The sequence below is a fragment of the Cupriavidus respiraculi genome, from assembly GCF_914271545.1.
Classification (GTDB): Bacteria; Pseudomonadota; Gammaproteobacteria; order Burkholderiales; family Burkholderiaceae; genus Cupriavidus; species Cupriavidus respiraculi.
Genome location: NZ_CAJZAH010000002.1, coordinates 287,935 through 304,383, shown reverse-complemented (window position 1 = coordinate 304,383; position 16,449 = coordinate 287,935). Strand labels below are relative to the sequence as shown.

The 16,449-nt window shown below is 68.1% G+C and carries 12 protein-coding genes and 1 tRNA gene; 4 read left to right on the top strand and 9 right to left on the bottom strand.

The window, feature by feature from the left end:
- Positions 1-9 precede the first annotated feature (9 nt).
- Positions 10-3,123, top strand: a complete 3,114-nt coding sequence (locus LDO27_RS08915; protein ID WP_224041229.1) for an efflux RND transporter permease subunit — start codon at positions 10-12, stop codon at positions 3,121-3,123.
- A gap of 54 nt (positions 3,124-3,177) precedes the next feature.
- On the opposite strand, the gene LDO27_RS08910 is transcribed toward LDO27_RS08915, so the two are convergent.
- The 7 genes from LDO27_RS08910 to LDO27_RS08880 form a co-directional block, all read right to left on the bottom strand.
- Entirely contained in the window at positions 3,178-3,588 is a 411-nt protein-coding gene (locus LDO27_RS08910; RefSeq protein WP_222201166.1) for a DUF3830 family protein, read from the bottom strand.
- Positions 3,589-3,655: 67 nt separating this feature from the next.
- Positions 3,656-4,846, bottom strand: a complete 1,191-nt coding sequence (locus LDO27_RS08905) for an amidase (RefSeq protein WP_224041226.1) — start codon at positions 4,844-4,846, stop codon at positions 3,656-3,658.
- An 84-nt stretch (positions 4,847-4,930) separates the two neighbouring features.
- Positions 4,931-5,911: an ABC transporter ATP-binding protein gene (locus tag LDO27_RS08900; RefSeq protein ID WP_224042498.1), complete on the bottom strand. Its 981-nt coding sequence runs from the start codon at positions 5,909-5,911 to the stop codon at positions 4,931-4,933.
- A gap of 37 nt (positions 5,912-5,948) precedes the next feature.
- A complete protein-coding gene (locus LDO27_RS08895; RefSeq protein WP_222201164.1) occupies positions 5,949-7,013 on the bottom strand; it encodes an ABC transporter ATP-binding protein in 1,065 nt (354 codons plus the stop codon).
- Positions 7,014-7,018: 5 nt separating this feature from the next.
- Entirely contained in the window at positions 7,019-7,906 is an 888-nt protein-coding gene (locus LDO27_RS08890) for an ABC transporter permease (RefSeq protein WP_222201163.1), read from the bottom strand.
- Between the two features lie 9 nt (positions 7,907-7,915).
- Entirely contained in the window at positions 7,916-8,866 is a 951-nt protein-coding gene (locus tag LDO27_RS08885; RefSeq protein WP_224041224.1) for an ABC transporter permease, read from the bottom strand.
- A 109-nt stretch (positions 8,867-8,975) separates the two neighbouring features.
- Complete coding sequence (locus LDO27_RS08880; protein WP_224042496.1) at positions 8,976-10,553, bottom strand: ABC transporter substrate-binding protein; 1,578 nt, start codon at positions 10,551-10,553, stop codon at positions 8,976-8,978.
- 615 nt (positions 10,554-11,168) lie between these two features.
- On the opposite strand from LDO27_RS08880, the gene LDO27_RS08875 reads away from it, so the two are divergent.
- A complete protein-coding gene (locus LDO27_RS08875; protein ID WP_224041222.1) occupies positions 11,169-11,477 on the top strand; it encodes a hypothetical protein in 309 nt (102 codons plus the stop codon).
- Between the two features lie 56 nt (positions 11,478-11,533).
- Here the strand turns inward: LDO27_RS08875 and LDO27_RS08870 are convergent.
- Both LDO27_RS08870 and LDO27_RS08865 read right to left on the bottom strand, forming a co-directional pair.
- Positions 11,534-11,620, bottom strand: a tRNA-Leu gene (locus LDO27_RS08870).
- A gap of 213 nt (positions 11,621-11,833) precedes the next feature.
- Positions 11,834-12,691, bottom strand: coding sequence for a 23S rRNA (adenine(2030)-N(6))-methyltransferase RlmJ (locus LDO27_RS08865; RefSeq protein ID WP_224041220.1), 858 nt, complete (start codon positions 12,689-12,691; stop codon positions 11,834-11,836).
- 199 nt (positions 12,692-12,890) lie between these two features.
- On the opposite strand from LDO27_RS08865, the gene mnmC reads away from it, so the two are divergent.
- Together mnmC and tig are read left to right on the top strand one after the other, a co-directional pair.
- Positions 12,891-14,927, top strand: a complete 2,037-nt coding sequence (gene mnmC, locus LDO27_RS08860; protein WP_224041219.1) for a bifunctional tRNA (5-methylaminomethyl-2-thiouridine)(34)-methyltransferase MnmD/FAD-dependent 5-carboxymethylaminomethyl-2-thiouridine(34) oxidoreductase MnmC — start codon at positions 12,891-12,893, stop codon at positions 14,925-14,927.
- 130 nt (positions 14,928-15,057) lie between these two features.
- The gene (gene tig / locus LDO27_RS08855; protein ID WP_222201158.1) at positions 15,058-16,416 is read left to right on the top strand and encodes a trigger factor; all 1,359 of its coding nucleotides are present in this window, start codon (positions 15,058-15,060) and stop codon (positions 16,414-16,416) included.
- Positions 16,417-16,449 lie beyond the last annotated feature (33 nt).

Here is a 16,449-nt window from a genome sequence, read left to right as displayed (position 1 = left end):
GCACCGGCGATGGAGCATTCCCGATTCAACCTGTCGCGCTGGGCGCTGGAGCACCAGGCGCTCACGCGCTATCTGCTGGTGGTGCTGCTGCTCGCCGGCCTGCTGGCCTTCTTCCAGCTGGGCCAGGACGAGGACCCGCCGTTTACCTTCCGCGCGATGGTCGTGCAGGCGTACTGGCCCGGCGCCACCGCCGAGCAGATCGCTGTGCAGGTCACCGACAAGATCGAGCGGCAGCTGCAGGAAGTGCCCTATGCCGACAAGATCCGCAGCTTCTCCAAGCCCGGCGAGAGCACGGTGATCTTCCAGCTGGCGGATTCGTCGCCCGCCAAGGACACGGCGCAGATCTGGTACACGGTGCGCAAGAAGGTGGGGGATATCGCCTCGACGTTGCCTGCCGGTGTCCGCGGCCCGTTCTTCAACGACGAGTTCGGCGATGTCTACGGCTCGATCTACGCGCTGTCGGCGGACGGCTTCACCTACAAGGAACTGCGCGAGTACGCCGACCTGGTGCGCCAGGAGCTGCTGCGCGTGCCTTCGGTCGCCAAGGTGGCGATGCTGGGCCTGCAGGACGAGAAGATCTACATCGAGTTCAACCAGACGCGCTTTGCGCAGCTGGGTCTGGACATCAACGGCATCGCCGACCAGATCGCCCAGCAGAACAACCTGACGGGCAGCGGCGTGCTGGTGACCCCGACCGACAACGTGCAGGTGCGCGTCTCCGGCCAGTTCGCCAATGTCGACGACCTGAAGCATCTGGTGCTGCGCGGCCCCAACGGAGCGGCCAATATCCGCCTGGGTGACATCGCTCACGTCTACCGCGCCTATATCGACCCGCCGCAGACGCGCATGCGCTTCAACGGCAAGGACGTGATCGGCCTCGGTATCTCGATGGCCAAGGGCGGCGACATCATCGAACTGGGCGAGAACCTGCGCGCGCGGGTCAATGTATTGCGCAACCAGCTGCCCGTCGGCATCGAGATGGAGCAGGTCCAGGACCAGCCGCAGGCGGTGCAGCGCTCGGTGGGCGAGTTCGTGCGCGTGCTGATCGAGGCCGTGGTGATCGTGCTGGGCGTGAGCTTCGTCTCGCTGGGCCTGCACACCAAACCGCTGCGGCTCGATATCCGGCCCGGCCTGGTGGTGGCGCTGACCATCCCGCTGGTGCTCGCGGTGACGTTCCTGTTCATGAACATCTTTGGCATCGGCCTGCACAAGATTTCGCTGGGCGCGCTGATCGTGGCGCTCGGGCTGCTGGTGGACGACGCGATCATCGCGGTCGAGATGATGGTGCGCAAGCTGGAGGAGGGCTTCTCCAAGATGGAGGCGGCGACCTTCGCCTACACGTCCACCGCGATGCCGATGCTGACCGGCACGCTGATCACGGCGGCGGGTTTCCTGCCGGTGGGCCTGGCGCGGTCCACGGTGGGCGAATACACCTTCGCCATCTTCGCGGTAACCGCGCTGGCGCTGGTGCTGTCGTGGCTGGCGGCGGTGTATTTCACGCCTTACCTGGGTTATCTGCTGCTCAAGACACGCCCGGCCGGCGACGCGGGACATCATGAGGTGTTCGACACGCCGTTCTACGCGCGCTTCCGCCGCGCGGTGGACTGGTGCGTGACCTGGCGCAAGACGGTGATCGCCATCACGCTGGTCGCCTTCGCGCTCGGCATCTTCGCCTTCCGCTTCGTGGAGAAGCAGTTCTTCCCGGATTCGAGCCGCCCCGAGCTGATGGTGGAAATGTGGCTGCCGGAGGGCGCCAGCTTCGCGCAGACGGAAGCGGAGGCAAAGCGCTTCGAGGCCGCGCTGCGCCGCGATGCCGACGTGGGCAGCGTCACCGCCTTTATCGGTACCGGCGCGCCGCGCTTCTATCTGCCGCTGGACCAGATCTTCCCCCAGAGCAACGTCGCGCAATTCATCGTGTTGCCGAACGACGTGGAACTGCGCGAGCCGGTGCGCCAGCGCATCATCGCGCTGCTCGCCAGCGAGTTCCCGCATCTGCGCGGCCGCGTCAAGCTGTTGCCCAACGGGCCGCCCGTGCCCTATCCGGTGCAGTTCCGCGTGATCGGCCCGGACGCCGCGACGGTGCGCAAGCTCGCCGACGAGGTCAAGGCGGTGATGAGCGCGAATCCCAATACGGTCGGCGTCAACGACAACTGGAACGAGAACGTCAAGGTACTGCGGCTGGACATCGACCAGGAAAAGGCGCGCGCGCTGGGCGTGACCACCAACTCCATCGCCCGCGTCACGCAGACCGTATTGACCGGCGCGCCCGTGGCGCAGTACCGCGACGGCGACAAGCTGATCGATATCGTGATGCGTGCGCCGAAGGAAGAGCGCGATGCGCTGACCGACCTGAACAACGCGCAGGTGCCGACCGCCAGCGGGCGGACTGTGCCTCTCACCCAGGTCGCGCGCATCGGCATCCGTTCGGAGCCCGGCATGGTATGGCGCGAGAACCGCGATTTCGGCGTGACCGTGCAGTCGGACGTGGTGGACGGCATCCAGGGGCCCACCGTGACCGCGCAGATCAATCCGCAGCTCGACAAGCTGCGCGCGCAGTTGCCGCCCGGCTACCGCATCACGGTGGCCGGTGCCGAGGAGGAAAGCGGCAAGGCGGGGGCGTCCATCGCGGCGCAGTTGCCGCTGTGCGTGTTCATCATCTTCACGCTGTTGATGCTGCAGTTGCACAGCTTCTCGCGCTCGGTGATGGTGTTCCTGACCGGTCCGCTGGGCCTGATCGGCGCCGCCGCGACGCTGCTGCTGCTCAACGCGCCGATGGGCTTCGTCGCGCAGCTTGGCATCACGGCGCTGGTCGGCATGATCATCCGCAATTCGGTGATTCTGGTGGACCAGATCGAGCAGGACATCCGCGATGGCGTGCCGGCCTGGAACGCCATCGTCGAGGCCGCGGTGCGGCGCTTCCGCCCGATCATCCTGACGGCGGCCGCGGCGGTGCTGGCCATGATCCCGCTATCGCGTTCGGTGTTCTGGGGGCCGATGGCGGTCGCCATCATGGGCGGCCTGATCATCGCCACCGTGCTGACGCTGCTGTTCCTGCCCGCGCTGTACGCGGCGTGGTTCCGCGTGAAGAAGCCGGAAGGCGGCGAAGGCGTGTTGGCACGGTAAGGTTTGCTCCCTCTGCCGCCGGCGGGAGAGGGAGCAAACAGGCGCGTCAAGTCCTCACAGCAACGAAAACTCGACCTCCTGCGCGCCTTCCCACAGCACCTTGGTGCCCAGCGCGCGCAGGTTCTCCTTGCCTTCGACGATGGTCAGGAAGTGGTTCCCCGCCAGCTGTCCCATCTTGCTGGCGAAGCAGCAGCTGCCATAGGCCAGGATGATCTCGGTCTCGCTGTAGCCGCCGGGATAGAACAGGATGTCGCCCACCGACGGATGGCTGGTGTGATTCTCGAAGTCGACGCCGAGCTGGAATTCGCCGAGCGGAATCCAGCAGCCCTCGCCGCTCCAGCGCACGTGGATCAGCTTTTCCCGGTAGGGCAGCAGCTTCATGAACGCCTCGACGGTTTTCGGCGCGTCGGGGTTGGTTTCGGCGATGAACTGGTAGCCACCGGCCTGGATACGGATGCGGGTCATGGAGGTCCTGTCGTCTGTTGTTTGTCGTCTGTCGTCTATTGGCGCGTCGGGCCCTGCGGGCGCACGATCAGCATACCGCGGCGACCACGCGTTCGGCGAACGCGATCAGGCTGCGGTCGCTGCCGGCCGGACCGAGCAGGGACACGCCGAGCGGCGCGCCGTCGCGGCGGGCCAGCGGCAGGCTGACCTGCGGAAAGCCGGACAGGCCGGCCAGGCACAGCATCTGCACCGACAGGTTGCGATAGTCCTCCAGCGTCTGCCCCGCGGCGTCCGAGCGCGGCGCGATATCGGGCATCGTCGGCATCAGCAGCACGCCGTCGTGGCCGAGCAGCGCGGCGAGGTGCGCGGTAAAGGCGCGCCGCACCTCGGTCGCCTCCGCATACTGGCCGGCCGTCACCGCCTTGGAGAAGGCGAAGCGCGCGGCGACATCCGGCCCGAGCTGCAAGCCGTATTGCTCGATCTTCTCGCCGTCGCTGACCCACGCCTCCCAGCCCTGCACATAGCGGAAGGCCCAGTAGAGATCGTCCATCGGGCGATCCGCCGCGGTCACCACGGTGCCCTTGCCGAGCGCGGACTCGATGCTTGCCACCACCGGCATCAGCGCCTCGCGCGCGCCCTCGGTCGGCAGGCGGAACAGGTCCTCGGCCAGCAGCAGGCGCGGCGCGGCCGGCAGGGCGCGCGGGTCCGCGCCGAGCAGCACGTCCGCAACGCGGGCGAAGGTGCCGATATCCCGCGCGAAGTAGCCGCAGGTATCCAGGCTGTCGGACAGCGCCATGCATTGCGCCAGCGACACGCGCGCATGCGTGGGGCGGATGCCGAACAGGCCGCAATGGCTGGCCGGCGCGCGCACCGAGCCCCCGGTGTCGGTGCCCAGCGCGAAGTCGCACAGTCCGTGCGACACTGCCGAGGCGGAGCCGGACGAGGAGCCGCCGGAGATGCGTTCCGGCGCGGCCCCGTTGACCGGCGAGCCGTAATGCGCGTTCTTGCCGTTCATCGAGAAGGCCAGCTCGTCGGTCTGGGTCTTGCCCACGAAGGCGGCACCGGCATCGAGCAGGCATTGCACCGCCGGCGCGGTCGATGTCTTGATGCCCGACATCGCCAGCACATGCGGATTGCCGCCGCCGGTGGGGTAGCCCGCCACGTCGAACAGATCCTTGACGGCGAAGCTCAGCCCTTGCAGCGGGCCCGTGGCGGCGTGTGCCACCTCGGCCTCGGGGAAGGGCATGAAGGAGCGGGAAGGGTGGGAGGCGAAGCGCATGGAAGTCCTATGGGGTTTGCGGTCCGGCCCGTGGGGCCGGAGGGTGGCATGTCTACGTGAGGGAGCGGGCCGCCCGCACGGTGCTCAGGCTACCGCCCGCGCCGCTTCCGGCGCGGTGGCCAGCACGCAGCTGACGCGATGCCCGTCGCCGACCGATACGGCGGGCGGCACGCCCTGCAGGCATTCCGCCCGCGCGTGCGCGCAGCGCGGCGCGAAGCTGCAGCCCGGCGGCAGGGCGGCGAGGTCGGGCGGCGATCCGGGAATGGCGACCAGCCGCTGTCCGCGGTCCATGCCGTGCTGACGGCTTTGCAGCAGCGCGATGGTGTACGGGTGGCGCGCGTCGCGCAGGATCGTGCGGATCGGGCCTTCCTCGACGATGCGGCCGCCGTACATGACCGCCACGCGGTCCGCGATCTCGACGGCCGCGCCGATATCGTGCGTGACGAACACGATGGACAGGCCGAGCGCGCGCTGCAGCTCGCGCAGCAGGATCAGCACCTGGATCTGCACGGTGGCGTCCAGCGCGGTGGTGGGCTCGTCGGCCAGCAGGATCTTCGGCTGCGCGCTGAGCGCCAGGGCAATCATCGCGCGCTGGCGCATGCCGCCGGACAACTCGTGCGGGTAGGCGGCCAGCCGCCGCTCCGGGCTCGGAATGCGCACGGCCTCCAGCGCCTGCAAGGCCCGCTTGCGCGCCTCGGCCGCGGACACGCGGGCATGGGTGCGGATGCACTCGACGATCTGCTGCCCGATGGTGTAGACGGGATCGAGCGCCAGCAGCGGCTCCTGGAACACCATGGCCATGGTGCCGCCACGCAGTTTCGCCAGTCCACGCGGGTCCAGCTGCATCACGTCCGCGCCTTCGACGCGGATCTCGCCGGTCATCGCGGTGCGCCGGGGCGGATGCAGTCGCATCAGCGCGCGCAGCGTCACGCTTTTGCCCGAGCCGGACTCGCCGATCAGCGCCAGCGCTTCGCCGGGCGCGACCTCGAGCGACACGCCGTTGACGGCGCGGATGGTGCGGCCGCCGGCCTGGAATGCGACATGCAGGTCGCGCACGGCGACCATCGCGTTGGGGTTGGGGGATGCGGTCACGTTGCGCTCCTCAGCTGGCGTGGGCGAAGGCCGCGGCCGGCTGTCGCACCAGCGGCCGCGAATGGCCGCTGGCGGGCTCGGCCATCAGGCAGGCCACGGGGTGTCCCGCCATCGCGTCCGACAGCGTGGGCGTGCGCCGGCCGCACACCGCCTCTGCCAGGCTGCAGCGGGGATGAAAGCTGCAACCGGAGGGCGGATCGATGGGGTTGGGCGGATCGCCCGCCAGCGGCGGCGCGGCGGTGCGGTGGTCCGGGTCCATCGACGGCATCGAGGCGAGCAGCGCGCGGGTGTAGGGATGGGCCGGGTCCGCGTAGATCGACTCGGTATCGCCGATTTCCGCGACCTTGCCGAGGTACATCACCATCACGCGGTCGCACAGGTAGCGGATCACGTTCAGGTCGTGGCTGATGAAGACATAGGTCAGGTCGAACTCGGCCTTCAGGTCCAGCAGCAGGTTCAGCACCTGCGCTTCCACCGACTTGTCCAGCGCCGATACCGCTTCGTCCAGGATCACCAGCCGCGGGCGCAGCACCAGCGCGCGGGCGATGTTGACGCGCTGGCGCTGGCCGCCGGAGAGCTCGTGCGGATAGCGGCCCGCGAAGCGCGCGGGCTCCAGCCCCACCCGCGCCAGCAGGTAGCGCGCACGTTCGCTGGCCTCGCGCGCGGAAATGCCGTGCACGCGGGCGGTGAACGCGATCGACTCCTCGATGGTCAGGCGCGGGTTCAGCGACGAATAGCTGTCCTGGAACACCATCTGCACCTGGCTGCGGAAGCGCTTGAGCGGCAACTGCGCCGAGCCCACGCCCTGCGCATCGAAGATCAGCTCGCCGCTGTCCTGGGCGGTCAGCTGCATCAGCAGCCGCGCTGTAGTCGACTTGCCGCAGCCGGACTCGCCCACCACGCCAAGGGTCTCGCCTTTGAGCACGTCGAAGCTGACGCCGTCGACCGCGCGCACCGCGCCGGCGCGGCGGCCGGGGATCTTGCCCTTGAGGGGAAAGTGCTTGACCAGGTTGCGCGCGATGACCAGCGGTTGCGCGGGCCCGCCCAGGTCGGCATTCGGAATGGAAAGCGGCATGGTCGTCAGTCCTTGATTTCCATCGCCGAGCGGATGCCGTCGGCGAGCAGGTTGAAGGAGATCGACGTGAGAAAGATCATCGCGCCGGGCAGCGCGGCCACCCACGGCTGCGTGTAGATCGCCGTGCGCAGCGTGTTCAGCATCAGCCCCCACTCCGGCTCGGGCGGTTTGACGCCGAGGCCGAGGAAGGACAGGCCGGAGGCCAGGATCATCGACACCGAGATCAGCCCGGTGGCATACACAAAGATGGGGCCCAGCACATTGTTCAGCACATGGGCGCGCACGATGGTCAGCGACGAGGCCCCCGAGGCGCGCGCCGCATCGACGAACTCACGGTTGCGCACCTGCGTGGTCACGCTTTCCGCCACGCGCGCGATCTGCGGCACGAACACGATGGTCAGCGACAGCAGCGCGTTGCCCACGCCGGCGCCCAGCGTGCCGGACAGCGCGATGGCCAGCAGCACCGACGGAAAGGCGTAGAAGATGTCGACCACGCGCATGATCACCGTGTTGGTCCAGCCGCCCGCGTAGCCGGCCACGATGCCCAGCGCGCTGCCCAGCACGAAGGCGATCAGCACCGGGGTGATGCCCATGAACAGCGACAGCCGTCCCCCGAGGATCAGCCGCGACAGCATGTCCCGCCCCAGTTCGTCGGTGCCCAGCGGATAACCCTCGGTGCCGATGGGCTTGAGCCGCTTCAGGATCGACGAGGCGTAGGGATCGGCCGGCATCAGCAGCGGCGCGAAGATCGCGAGCAGGATCAGCGCCAGCAGAATCAGCGCGGCCGCCATCGCCAGCTTGTTGCGCAGCAGCCGGCGGCCAACGGTGGACCAGTAGCCGGGCGAGCGCTCCACCGCGACGGGCGCGGCGGACTTGTCGAGCGTCATTTCCATGGGGGGCTCCTAGTTGCGCTGGATGCGGGGATCGAACAGCGTCTGCAACGCATCGACCGTCAGGTTGAGCAGCACGAAGAACACCGCCAGGATCAGGATCGTGCCCTGGAGCAGCGGGAAATCCCGCTGGAAAATCGCCGAGTTCAGCAGGAAGCCGGTGCCGGGCCAGGCGAACACGGTCTCGATCAGGATGGAGCCGCCAAGCAGATAGCCCAGTTGCAGGCCCATCACCGACAGCGCGGTGGGCGCCACGTTCTTGACCACGTGGCGGAACACCGCCAGGTCGGACAGCCCGCGTGCCTTCAGGCCGACGATGAATTCGTTCGACAGGATCTCGGCCACCAGCGCGCGGATGGTGCGCGCCACGATGCCCATCGGAATCACCGACATGGTGATGGCCGGCAGCAGCATGTACTGGATGTGTTCCCAGTTCCAGCTCCAGTCGCCGGAGCCGCCGGGACCCGCGCCGGTGGCCGGCAGCCAGCCGAGAAACACGGAGAACACGATGGCCAGCACCATGCCCAGCCAGTAGTGCGGCACGCTGACGCCGAACACCGACAGGAAGGAGGCGGCGCGGTCGATGGCCGAATCGCGCAGATAACCGGCGACGAAGCCGAACAGGCAGCCGAAGGTGAAGCCGATCACGGTGGCCACCGCGGCCAGCCGCACCGAGTTGATCACCGCGGTGCCGACCTCCTGCATCACGGGACGGCTGGTGGCGATCGAGGTGCCCAGGTCGCCGTGCAGCGCACGCGTCAGCCAGTGCACGAATTGCTCGACGAAGGGTTTGTCGAAGCCGTACAGCGCGGCGAGCTGCTGGCGCAATTCCTCGGAGGCATCGGGCGGCAACACCGAGACCAGCGGATCGCCCGGGGCGATATGCACGAGGGAGAAGCACAGCAGCGCGACCCCGAGCAGGATGGGCAGCGCGTAGAGCGCGCGGCGAAGCAGGTAGGACATGGTGGGTGGCCCGTCTCGTTGTGAGGGCGTCGACGGGGACGGGAGCGGATGGGGCTCCCGCCCCCGGCTCCGCGGTGCGGCGGCTCGGGGAGCGGCGCGAGCGCGTCGCTCAGTCCATCGACATGGTCGCGATGTCGATGAACCAGCTCTGCGGCTGCACCACGCCCTTGACTTTCTTCGAGATCGCGCGCGGGCCCACGTCATGCGCGATCAGCACGAAGGGCGCTTCCTCGACGATGCGGGCGTGCAGGCGTGCCAGCGCGGCGTCGCGGCCCTTTTCGTCGAAGGAGGTGCGCGCGGTCTCGATCAGCTTGTCGAACTCGGGGTTGCTGAAGTAGCCCCAGTTGTTCGACACCGGCGGCTGCGTCTTGCTGCTCACGAAGCGCACCATCGCGAAGAACGGGTCCATCGCCGCGAAGCTGACATTGATGGCGTTGGCGCCGTGCGCGCTGGGATCCTTCGCCCCGATGCGCCAGTTGGTGAACAGCGTGTTCCACTCCACCACGTCGAAGTCGACGTCGATGAAGCACTCCTTCAGGTTCTGCTGCACGTACTCGTTCATCGGCAGCGGTTGCATCTGGCCCGAGCCCGACGCCGACACCTGCACCTTGACCTTGACCGGCTTGGCCGCCGAGAAGCCCGCTTCCTGCATCAGCTTGCGCGCGCCGGCCGGGTCGTACTTGATGTCGAACTTCGGATTGCCCCACCACGGATTGCCGGCTTCGACGATGCCCTTCGCCTCGGCCATGTAGCCGCCCAGCAGCGTCTTCAGGCCGGAGCGGTTCACGCAGAGGTTCGCGGCCTGGCGCACGCGCTTGTCCAGCCACGGCGATCCCGGGGCGAACGACAGCTGCCACGGCCACATGTGCGGCTGCGCGTTCGAGTACACCTCGAAGCCGCGGCTCTTGATCTGCGCGATCGCATCCGGCGCGGGCGCCTCGATCCAGTCCACCTGGCCCGACAGCAGCGCGGCGGTGCGCGCGTTCGCTTCCGGCATCGGCTGCATCACCACCTTGTCGATCTTCGGCACCCGCTTGCTGTCCCAGTACTGCGCGTTCTTCACCACCTCCAGGCGCTCGCGCGCCACGAAGCGGCTCATCTTGAACGGACCGGTACCGGCGGCATCGGCGGCGAAGGCCACCCACGCCTGCTTGGAGCGCTCGACCGGATCGGTGACCGAAGCCGGCACCGCGGCGAACTTCTTCTCCCACTGCGTGGGCGAGGCCATGAACAGGTTGGTCAGGTTGTACGGCAGAAAGGAATCCGGCTCGGAGGTGACCAGCTCGACGGTCAGGTCGTCGATCTTCTTCGCGGAACGCAGCGTCGGCATGCGCGAGGCCGTCACGCCGACCTGGCTGGGATCGAACTGCTTGGCCGTCTTGTCCAGCACCTTGCCCACGTTCCATACCACCGCGTCGGCGTTGAACGGCGAGCCGTCGTGGAACTTCACGTTGGGACGCAGCTTGAACACCCACTTCGTCTTGTCGCTGGCGTCCACCTTCCATTCGGTAGCCAAGCCCGGAATCAGCAGGCTGGGACCGTTGCTCTTGGACAGATCCCATTGCGTCAGGCCGTCGTACATCGGAATGCCCGAGAAGCGGTTGCCCTCGAAGCCCTGATCGGGCTGGCCCAGCGTGCGCGGGATGTCCGCCGCGGTCATGCCGATGCGCAGCACCTTCTCCGCCATCGCGGCACCGGGCAGCGCAAGCAGCGAGAGCGCAACGGCCGCGCCCACTGCCGTGCGCCGTTGAAGGGCGCCACGCGTACGCGCCGCGGCGGAGGGGGTTGCAGCGTGTGGTGCGGCGGTCGTAACCGGGTCGGAAACGGCGGCGAAAGCGGAGGCGAAGCGGTTCACTGGCATGGCTCCTGAGTGGGGAAGGGACGTCGGAGACACTAAAGCAAGCGATGTGCCACACGGCCTTGCATCAAACGTCACTGCGGGAAGCCCACGAAGCACTACCAAGCGGTGTCCAGGACCACCGCGGCACCATCCGCGGGAGGGCTGCACCAGGATGAGAAATCCCTCTCCGGCATCGCACCAAGACGCGTCGGATGTCGCGGGAGCGGTGCATCGGCGCATCGGCTGCGCTGCCTGATCCCGGCAGCGCCCGCTTTCAATCATTCGGGAACGGGCCCTGGTTGGCCGTCCCGGTTGCACGGCGCCCTGCGCGAATGGGCGACGGGGCATGCTTCGATGCGCTCGACGTAGGGAAGCGGGCGGCACCGGCGTGTTACCCATGTAACTTCTCGGATACAGGCCTCGCGGGCGGGGGGCGGTACCTTTCCGCCAAAGGAGATCTCCATGACCCGCAAGCTAGTCCCCGTGCTCTTGTCCTGCCTGCTGGGCGCCTTTGCGCTGTCCGCCCATGCCGACCCATGGAAGGACGAGTCGGGCCACGGCTATGGCCACAAGCAGAAGGGCGGCGACTACAAGGAAAAGTACTGGGACGGCCCCTGCAAGGTGGAGCGCAAGTGGAAGGGCAACGGGGAGTACAAGGAGGAGCGCAAGTGCAAGGGGCGTCCGCCGGTCTACCACCATGCGCCGGGCGCCGTGTACTACGAAGCGGAACCGGCCATCGTGGTGAGCCCGCAGATCGTCATCCGGCCGTAGGATGGCCGCGCGGTCCCTGCCGGGTCGCGGAATACTGTCGAAATCGGGAAGTCGATTGGTGCGAGGGAGGGGACTCGAACCCCTACACCATTGCTGGCGTCAGGACCTAAACCTGGTGCGTCTACCAATTTCGCCACCCTCGCGGTCCTTGCGGGCGGTCCCGGTCGGGACGCCGCTGTGCCCGTCGCGCCGTGGACGATGGCGCAAACAAAAAAGGCGGCTGGATTGCCCGCCTTGATCTGTCGTGCCATGCCGCGCAACGAGGCTGCGGATTGTAGCGCAAGCCGGCGCAGGAAATCCAGCCCCACTGTGTGCCCGGAGCCGCACTGCGGCGCGGGAAGCGGGGCTGTCGGCTGTCAGGTCTCCACCGATTCCAGCGTGAAGCGCGCGCCGCCATCCTGGCCGAGCAGTTCGACCAGTTTCGGCATCGCTGCCTCCAGGGAGGCGCGCAGTGTCCAGTGGGGATTGACGATGAACATCCCGCTGCCGTGCAGGCCCAGGCCACCGGCCACCGGGTGCTTGACGGTCAGGCTCACATGCAGCCAGCTCTTGAGCGGCAGCTTCTTGAGCTGCACCGGCAGCTGCACGGACTCGCGCCGCTGCACCTCGGGATACCAGACGGCGTAGGTGCCGGTGGCGAAGCGCTGCAGCCCGTCCTGCACGCACTGGACCACGCGGGCATAGTCGTCCTTGTCCTCGTACGACGGGTCGATGAGCACCAGCGCGCGGCGCGGGGGCGGCGGCAGGATGGCCTTGATGCCGGTGAAGCCGTCGCCGTCGTACAGCATGACCTTGCGACCAGCGCCGCGGAAGTTGTCCCGCAGGACCTGGATCTCGGTGCTGTGCAGCTCGAACAGGCGCAGCCTGTCCGCATCGCGCAGCATCTGCCAGGCCAGCCAGGGCGATCCGGGATAGTGCTTCAGGTTGCCGTCCGGATTCAGTTCACGGACCTGGTCGAGGTAAGCCGTCAGCAGGTCTGGCAGCGGCTGCTTCTGTGCCGCGGCCTGCCACAGCGGCGCGATGCCGGTCTCGAACTCCGACTTCTTGCGGGCGTAGGCGTGGTCCAGGGCGTAGAGGCCCGCGCCGGCGTGGGTGTCGATATACCAGAAGGGCTTGTCCTTGCGGGTCAGGTAGTCGAGCAGGTCGACGACAATGGCGTGCTTGAGGACATCGGCGTGGTTGCCGGCGTGGAAGGCGTGACGGTAGCTGAGCATGGCGGGGTGGGTATGGGGCGGCGCAGCGGTCCGGGGCCATCGAAAGGCGTCGGGGGACCGTGCTTGCAGCGGCCCGTAATCCGGCCCGCTGGCGCGCGCAGGGCGCCATGCTACCATCCGGCCGCCGCGGCTTTCCCCTTGTTTTCGAAGCGCCGTGACGCCCGCGGCGCCGTCGCGCATCCACTCCCTACGCAGTCCCATGTCCCGCGCCCTGGAACCCGCCGAGCCGGTGCTGTCGCCCGACGGCACGCCCTATTCGCCGCGCTACGACGATGTCTATCACAGCGTCGAAGGCGGGCTGGCGCAGGCACGGCATGTCTTTCTCGGCGGCAATGGCCTGCCGGGGCGATGGCAGGGGCGCGAGCAGTTCGTCATCGTCGAGACCGGCTTCGGACAGGGCCTGAATTTTCTTGCGACCTGGCAGGCATGGCGCGACGATCCGCGGCGCTGCGGCCGCCTGCACTTCGTCTCCATCGAGAAGCATCCCTTTACCCGCGACGGCCTCGCCACGATCCATGCCGCGCTGCCGGAACTCGGCCCGATGGCTGCCCAGCTGCGGGCCGCGTGGCCGTTGCCGCTGCCCGGCCTGCACCGGATGGCGTTCGAAGAGGGCGCCGTGGTGCTCACGCTGGCATTGGGCGATATCGACACGCTGCTTCCCAAGCTGGCGGTGGGCGCCGACGCGTTCTATCTCGATGGCTTCTCGCCCGCGCGCAATGCCGAGATGTGGGCGCCATCCGTGATGAAGCGGCTGGCGCGGCTGGCGCGCCCCGGGGCGACGCTGGCGACCTATACCGCGGCCGGCTTCGTGCGCCGGGGCCTCGCGTCGGCGGGCTTCGAGGTCGCCAAGGCCCCCGGTTTCGGCGGCAAGCGCGACATGACGGTGGCGCGCTTTCCGTCCGACTGGGCGCGCCGGCGGCATCCGCCCCCGGCCGCGGCGAACTGGCCCGAGCGGCACGCCATCGTGGTGGGCGCGGGGCTCGCCGGCTGCGCCGTCACGGAGCGGCTGGCCGCGCGCGGGTGGACCGTATCGCTGTTCGAGGCGCAGGACGGTCCCGCCCGTGTCACCAGCGCGCACCGCGCCGCGGCCATGCATCCGCATGTCTCGGCGGACGACAGCCTGCTCTCGCGCCTGTCCCGGGCAGGCAACCTCTATTCGCGCCGCGTCTGGCAGGCACTGTCCGAGGCCGGCCATGCCGTCGGCTGGAATGAATGCGGCGTGCTGCAGCTCGGCGCCGACGACGCGGAGAGCGAACTGCAGCGCGTGGCGCTGACCGCGCTCGGTTTCCCCGCGCCATTCGTGCGCTGGATGGACGCGGAAGAGGCCGCGGCGATCCATGGCGCCGGCGTACCGCGTGGCGGCCTGTGGTTCGGGCAAGGCGGCTGGGTCGCGCCGCCCGATATCTGCGGCGCCCAACTGGCAATGGCCGGCGACCGAGTCCGGGCTCGCTTCGGATGCCGCATCGACGCCATCGAGCGCGACGGCGACGGGTGGATCGCGCGGGACGAGGCGGGGGCCTTGCTGGCCCGCGCGCCGGTCCTCGTGCTGGCCAACGCGCACGAAGCCGCACGGCTGATGCCGCAACGCTTCCTGACGATGCGCCGCGTGCGCGGTCAGCTGACCACCTTGCTGCCGGCCCACGTCGATGCGCTCGGCCGGTGGCCCGACTGCGTGGTCACTGGCGCCGGCTATCTGCTGCCCACCGATGCGCAGGGCATCGCACGCATCGGATCGAGCTACGAAGAGCCGGACGGACCGCTGGAGGCGCGGGCGGAAGTGCATGCGGCCAACCTGGAGCGCCTCGCCGCCATGCTGCCGGACACTGCGCCGGCGCTGGACCGCATCGATCCCGCCTCCCTCGACGGCTATGTCGGCGAGCGCACCGTATCGCATCACCGCCTGCCCTGGGTCGGGCCGCTGGCCGACGAGGACGAGGCGCTGCGCCATGCCGTCGCGCTGCGCGGCGCGCGCTTTCGCGACGTGCCACGCCAGCCGGGGCTCTATGCCGCGCTGGCTTTCGGCTCGCGCGGACTGACGTGGGCAGCCATCGCCGCCGAGCTCGTCGCGAGCCACATCGAAGGGGAGCCGCTGCCGCTGGAAGGCGATCTGGTCGATGCCCTCGACCCCGCGCGCCTGCTGGTGCGGGCACTGCGGCATGGCGACACCGCCCGGGCGGACGAGCCTGCCAGCGATGCCTCGCCGCCGGATGGGGCAAAAACTGCCGGAACGGAATAGAAATCGTGCGATAATCCGCGTTTTCCGTTTGCGCGGAGCTGTTCGTTCGCGCCTCGGCGTGCCGGTAGCCGTGCATGCAAGCGGAGCGCGCTGGCGAACACAACAACATTTCTGGATTGGATAGACGACCATGTCGAATGTGATCGAAAACCTCGGCAAACTGGACCGCAAAGTGACCCTGGCCATTCCCCGGGCCGAGGTCGAGAAAGAAAAGCAGGAGCGCCTGGTTCGCCTGTCGAAGACGGTGAAGATGTCGGGCTTCCGTCCCGGCAAGGTGCCGATGAAGATGGTCGAGAAGCAGTACGGCCAGCAGGTGGAATTCGAAGTGCGCTTCGACAAGGCCGCCCGCAAGTTCTTCGACATCACGAAGGAACAGGACGTCAAGGTTGCCGGCCAGCCGAAGTTCGAAGTGAAGACCGAAGGCGTGGCCGACGACGAAGTCGCGTTCGACGCGACCTTCGAGGTCTACCCGGAAGTCAAGATCGGCGATCTGGCCGCGGCCGAAGTGACCCGCACCAAGACCGAGATCAGCGACGCCGAGATCGACAAGACGATCGACATCCTGCGCAAGCAACGCGTCCACTACCACGCCCGCGGCGAAGCCGGCGAGCATGGTGATGGCGGCGCCGAAGCCGCCGCGCAGAACGGCGACCGCGTGACGCTGGACTTCGTCGGCCGCATCGACGGCGTCGAATTCGCCGGCGGCAAGGCGGAGGACTTCGCGTTCGTGCTGGGCGAAGGCCGCATGCTGCCCGAGTTCGAGCAGGCCGCGCTGGGCCTGAAGGTCGGCGAGAGCAAGACCTTCCCGCTGGCTTTCCCCGAGGACTATCACGGCAAGGAAGTGGCCGGCAAGACCGCCGAGTTCACCATCACGCTGAAGAAGGTCGAGTGGGCCCACCTGCCTGAAGTCAACGACGAGTTCGCCAAGTCGCTGGGCATCACCGACGGCAGCGTCGAGAAGATGCGCGCCGACATCCGCGAGAACCTCGAGCGCGAGGTCAAGCGCCGCACGCATTCCATGCTGAAGGACGAAGTCATGGAAGCGCTGATCAAGGCTAGCGAGCTGGACGTGCCCAAGTCGCTGATCGAGCAGGACCAGGAACGCCTGGTGGAAATGGCTCGCCGCGACCTCGAGCAGCGTGGCATGCCGAACGCGAAGGACATGCCGATTCCGGCCGAGATGTTCGCGCAGCAGGCGGAGCGCCGCGTGAAGCTGGGCCTGATCCTGGCGGAGATCGTCAAGGCGAACGGCCTGGAAGCCAAGCCCGAGCAGATCAAGGCTGAAATCGAGGACTTCGCCAAGAGCTACGAGGACCCGAAGGAAGTCATGCGCTGGTACTACGGCGACCAGCAGCGCCTGGCCGAGATGGAGGCCTACGTGCTCGAAAACAACGTGGTAAATTTCGTGTGCGGCAAGGCCAAGGTCACGGACAAGTCCGTGTCCTTCGAGGAGCTGACTGCGGAAGGCAACAACCAGCAGCAAGGCTGAATGTAGCCACGGCCGGCGATCCAAACGCCGGCC

Bases quoted from the DNA above. Each gene is read 5' to 3' on its own strand.
- tig (WP_222201158.1), top strand. From the start codon at position 15,058: ATGTCGAATGTGATCGAAAACCTCGGCAAACTGGACCGCAAAGTGACC.
- LDO27_RS08890 (WP_222201163.1), bottom strand. From the start codon at position 7,906: ATGGAAATGACGCTCGACAAGTCCGCCGCGCCCGTCGCGGTGGAGCGC.
- mnmC (WP_224041219.1), top strand. From the start codon at position 12,891: ATGTCCCGCGCCCTGGAACCCGCCGAGCCGGTGCTGTCGCCCGACGGC.
- LDO27_RS08875 (WP_224041222.1), top strand. From the start codon at position 11,169: ATGACCCGCAAGCTAGTCCCCGTGCTCTTGTCCTGCCTGCTGGGCGCC.
- LDO27_RS08865 (WP_224041220.1), bottom strand. From the start codon at position 12,691: ATGCTCAGCTACCGTCACGCCTTCCACGCCGGCAACCACGCCGATGTC.
- LDO27_RS08880 (WP_224042496.1), bottom strand. From the start codon at position 10,553: ATGGCGGAGAAGGTGCTGCGCATCGGCATGACCGCGGCGGACATCCCG.
- LDO27_RS08905 (WP_224041226.1), bottom strand. From the start codon at position 4,846: ATGCGCTTCGCCTCCCACCCTTCCCGCTCCTTCATGCCCTTCCCCGAG.
- LDO27_RS08885 (WP_224041224.1), bottom strand. From the start codon at position 8,866: ATGTCCTACCTGCTTCGCCGCGCGCTCTACGCGCTGCCCATCCTGCTC.
- LDO27_RS08915 (WP_224041229.1), top strand. From the start codon at position 10: ATGGAGCATTCCCGATTCAACCTGTCGCGCTGGGCGCTGGAGCACCAG.
- LDO27_RS08910 (WP_222201166.1), bottom strand. From the start codon at position 3,588: ATGACCCGCATCCGTATCCAGGCCGGTGGCTACCAGTTCATCGCCGAA.
- LDO27_RS08895 (WP_222201164.1), bottom strand. From the start codon at position 7,013: ATGCCGCTTTCCATTCCGAATGCCGACCTGGGCGGGCCCGCGCAACCG.
- LDO27_RS08900 (WP_224042498.1), bottom strand. From the start codon at position 5,911: ATGGTCGCCGTGCGCGACCTGCATGTCGCATTCCAGGCCGGCGGCCGC.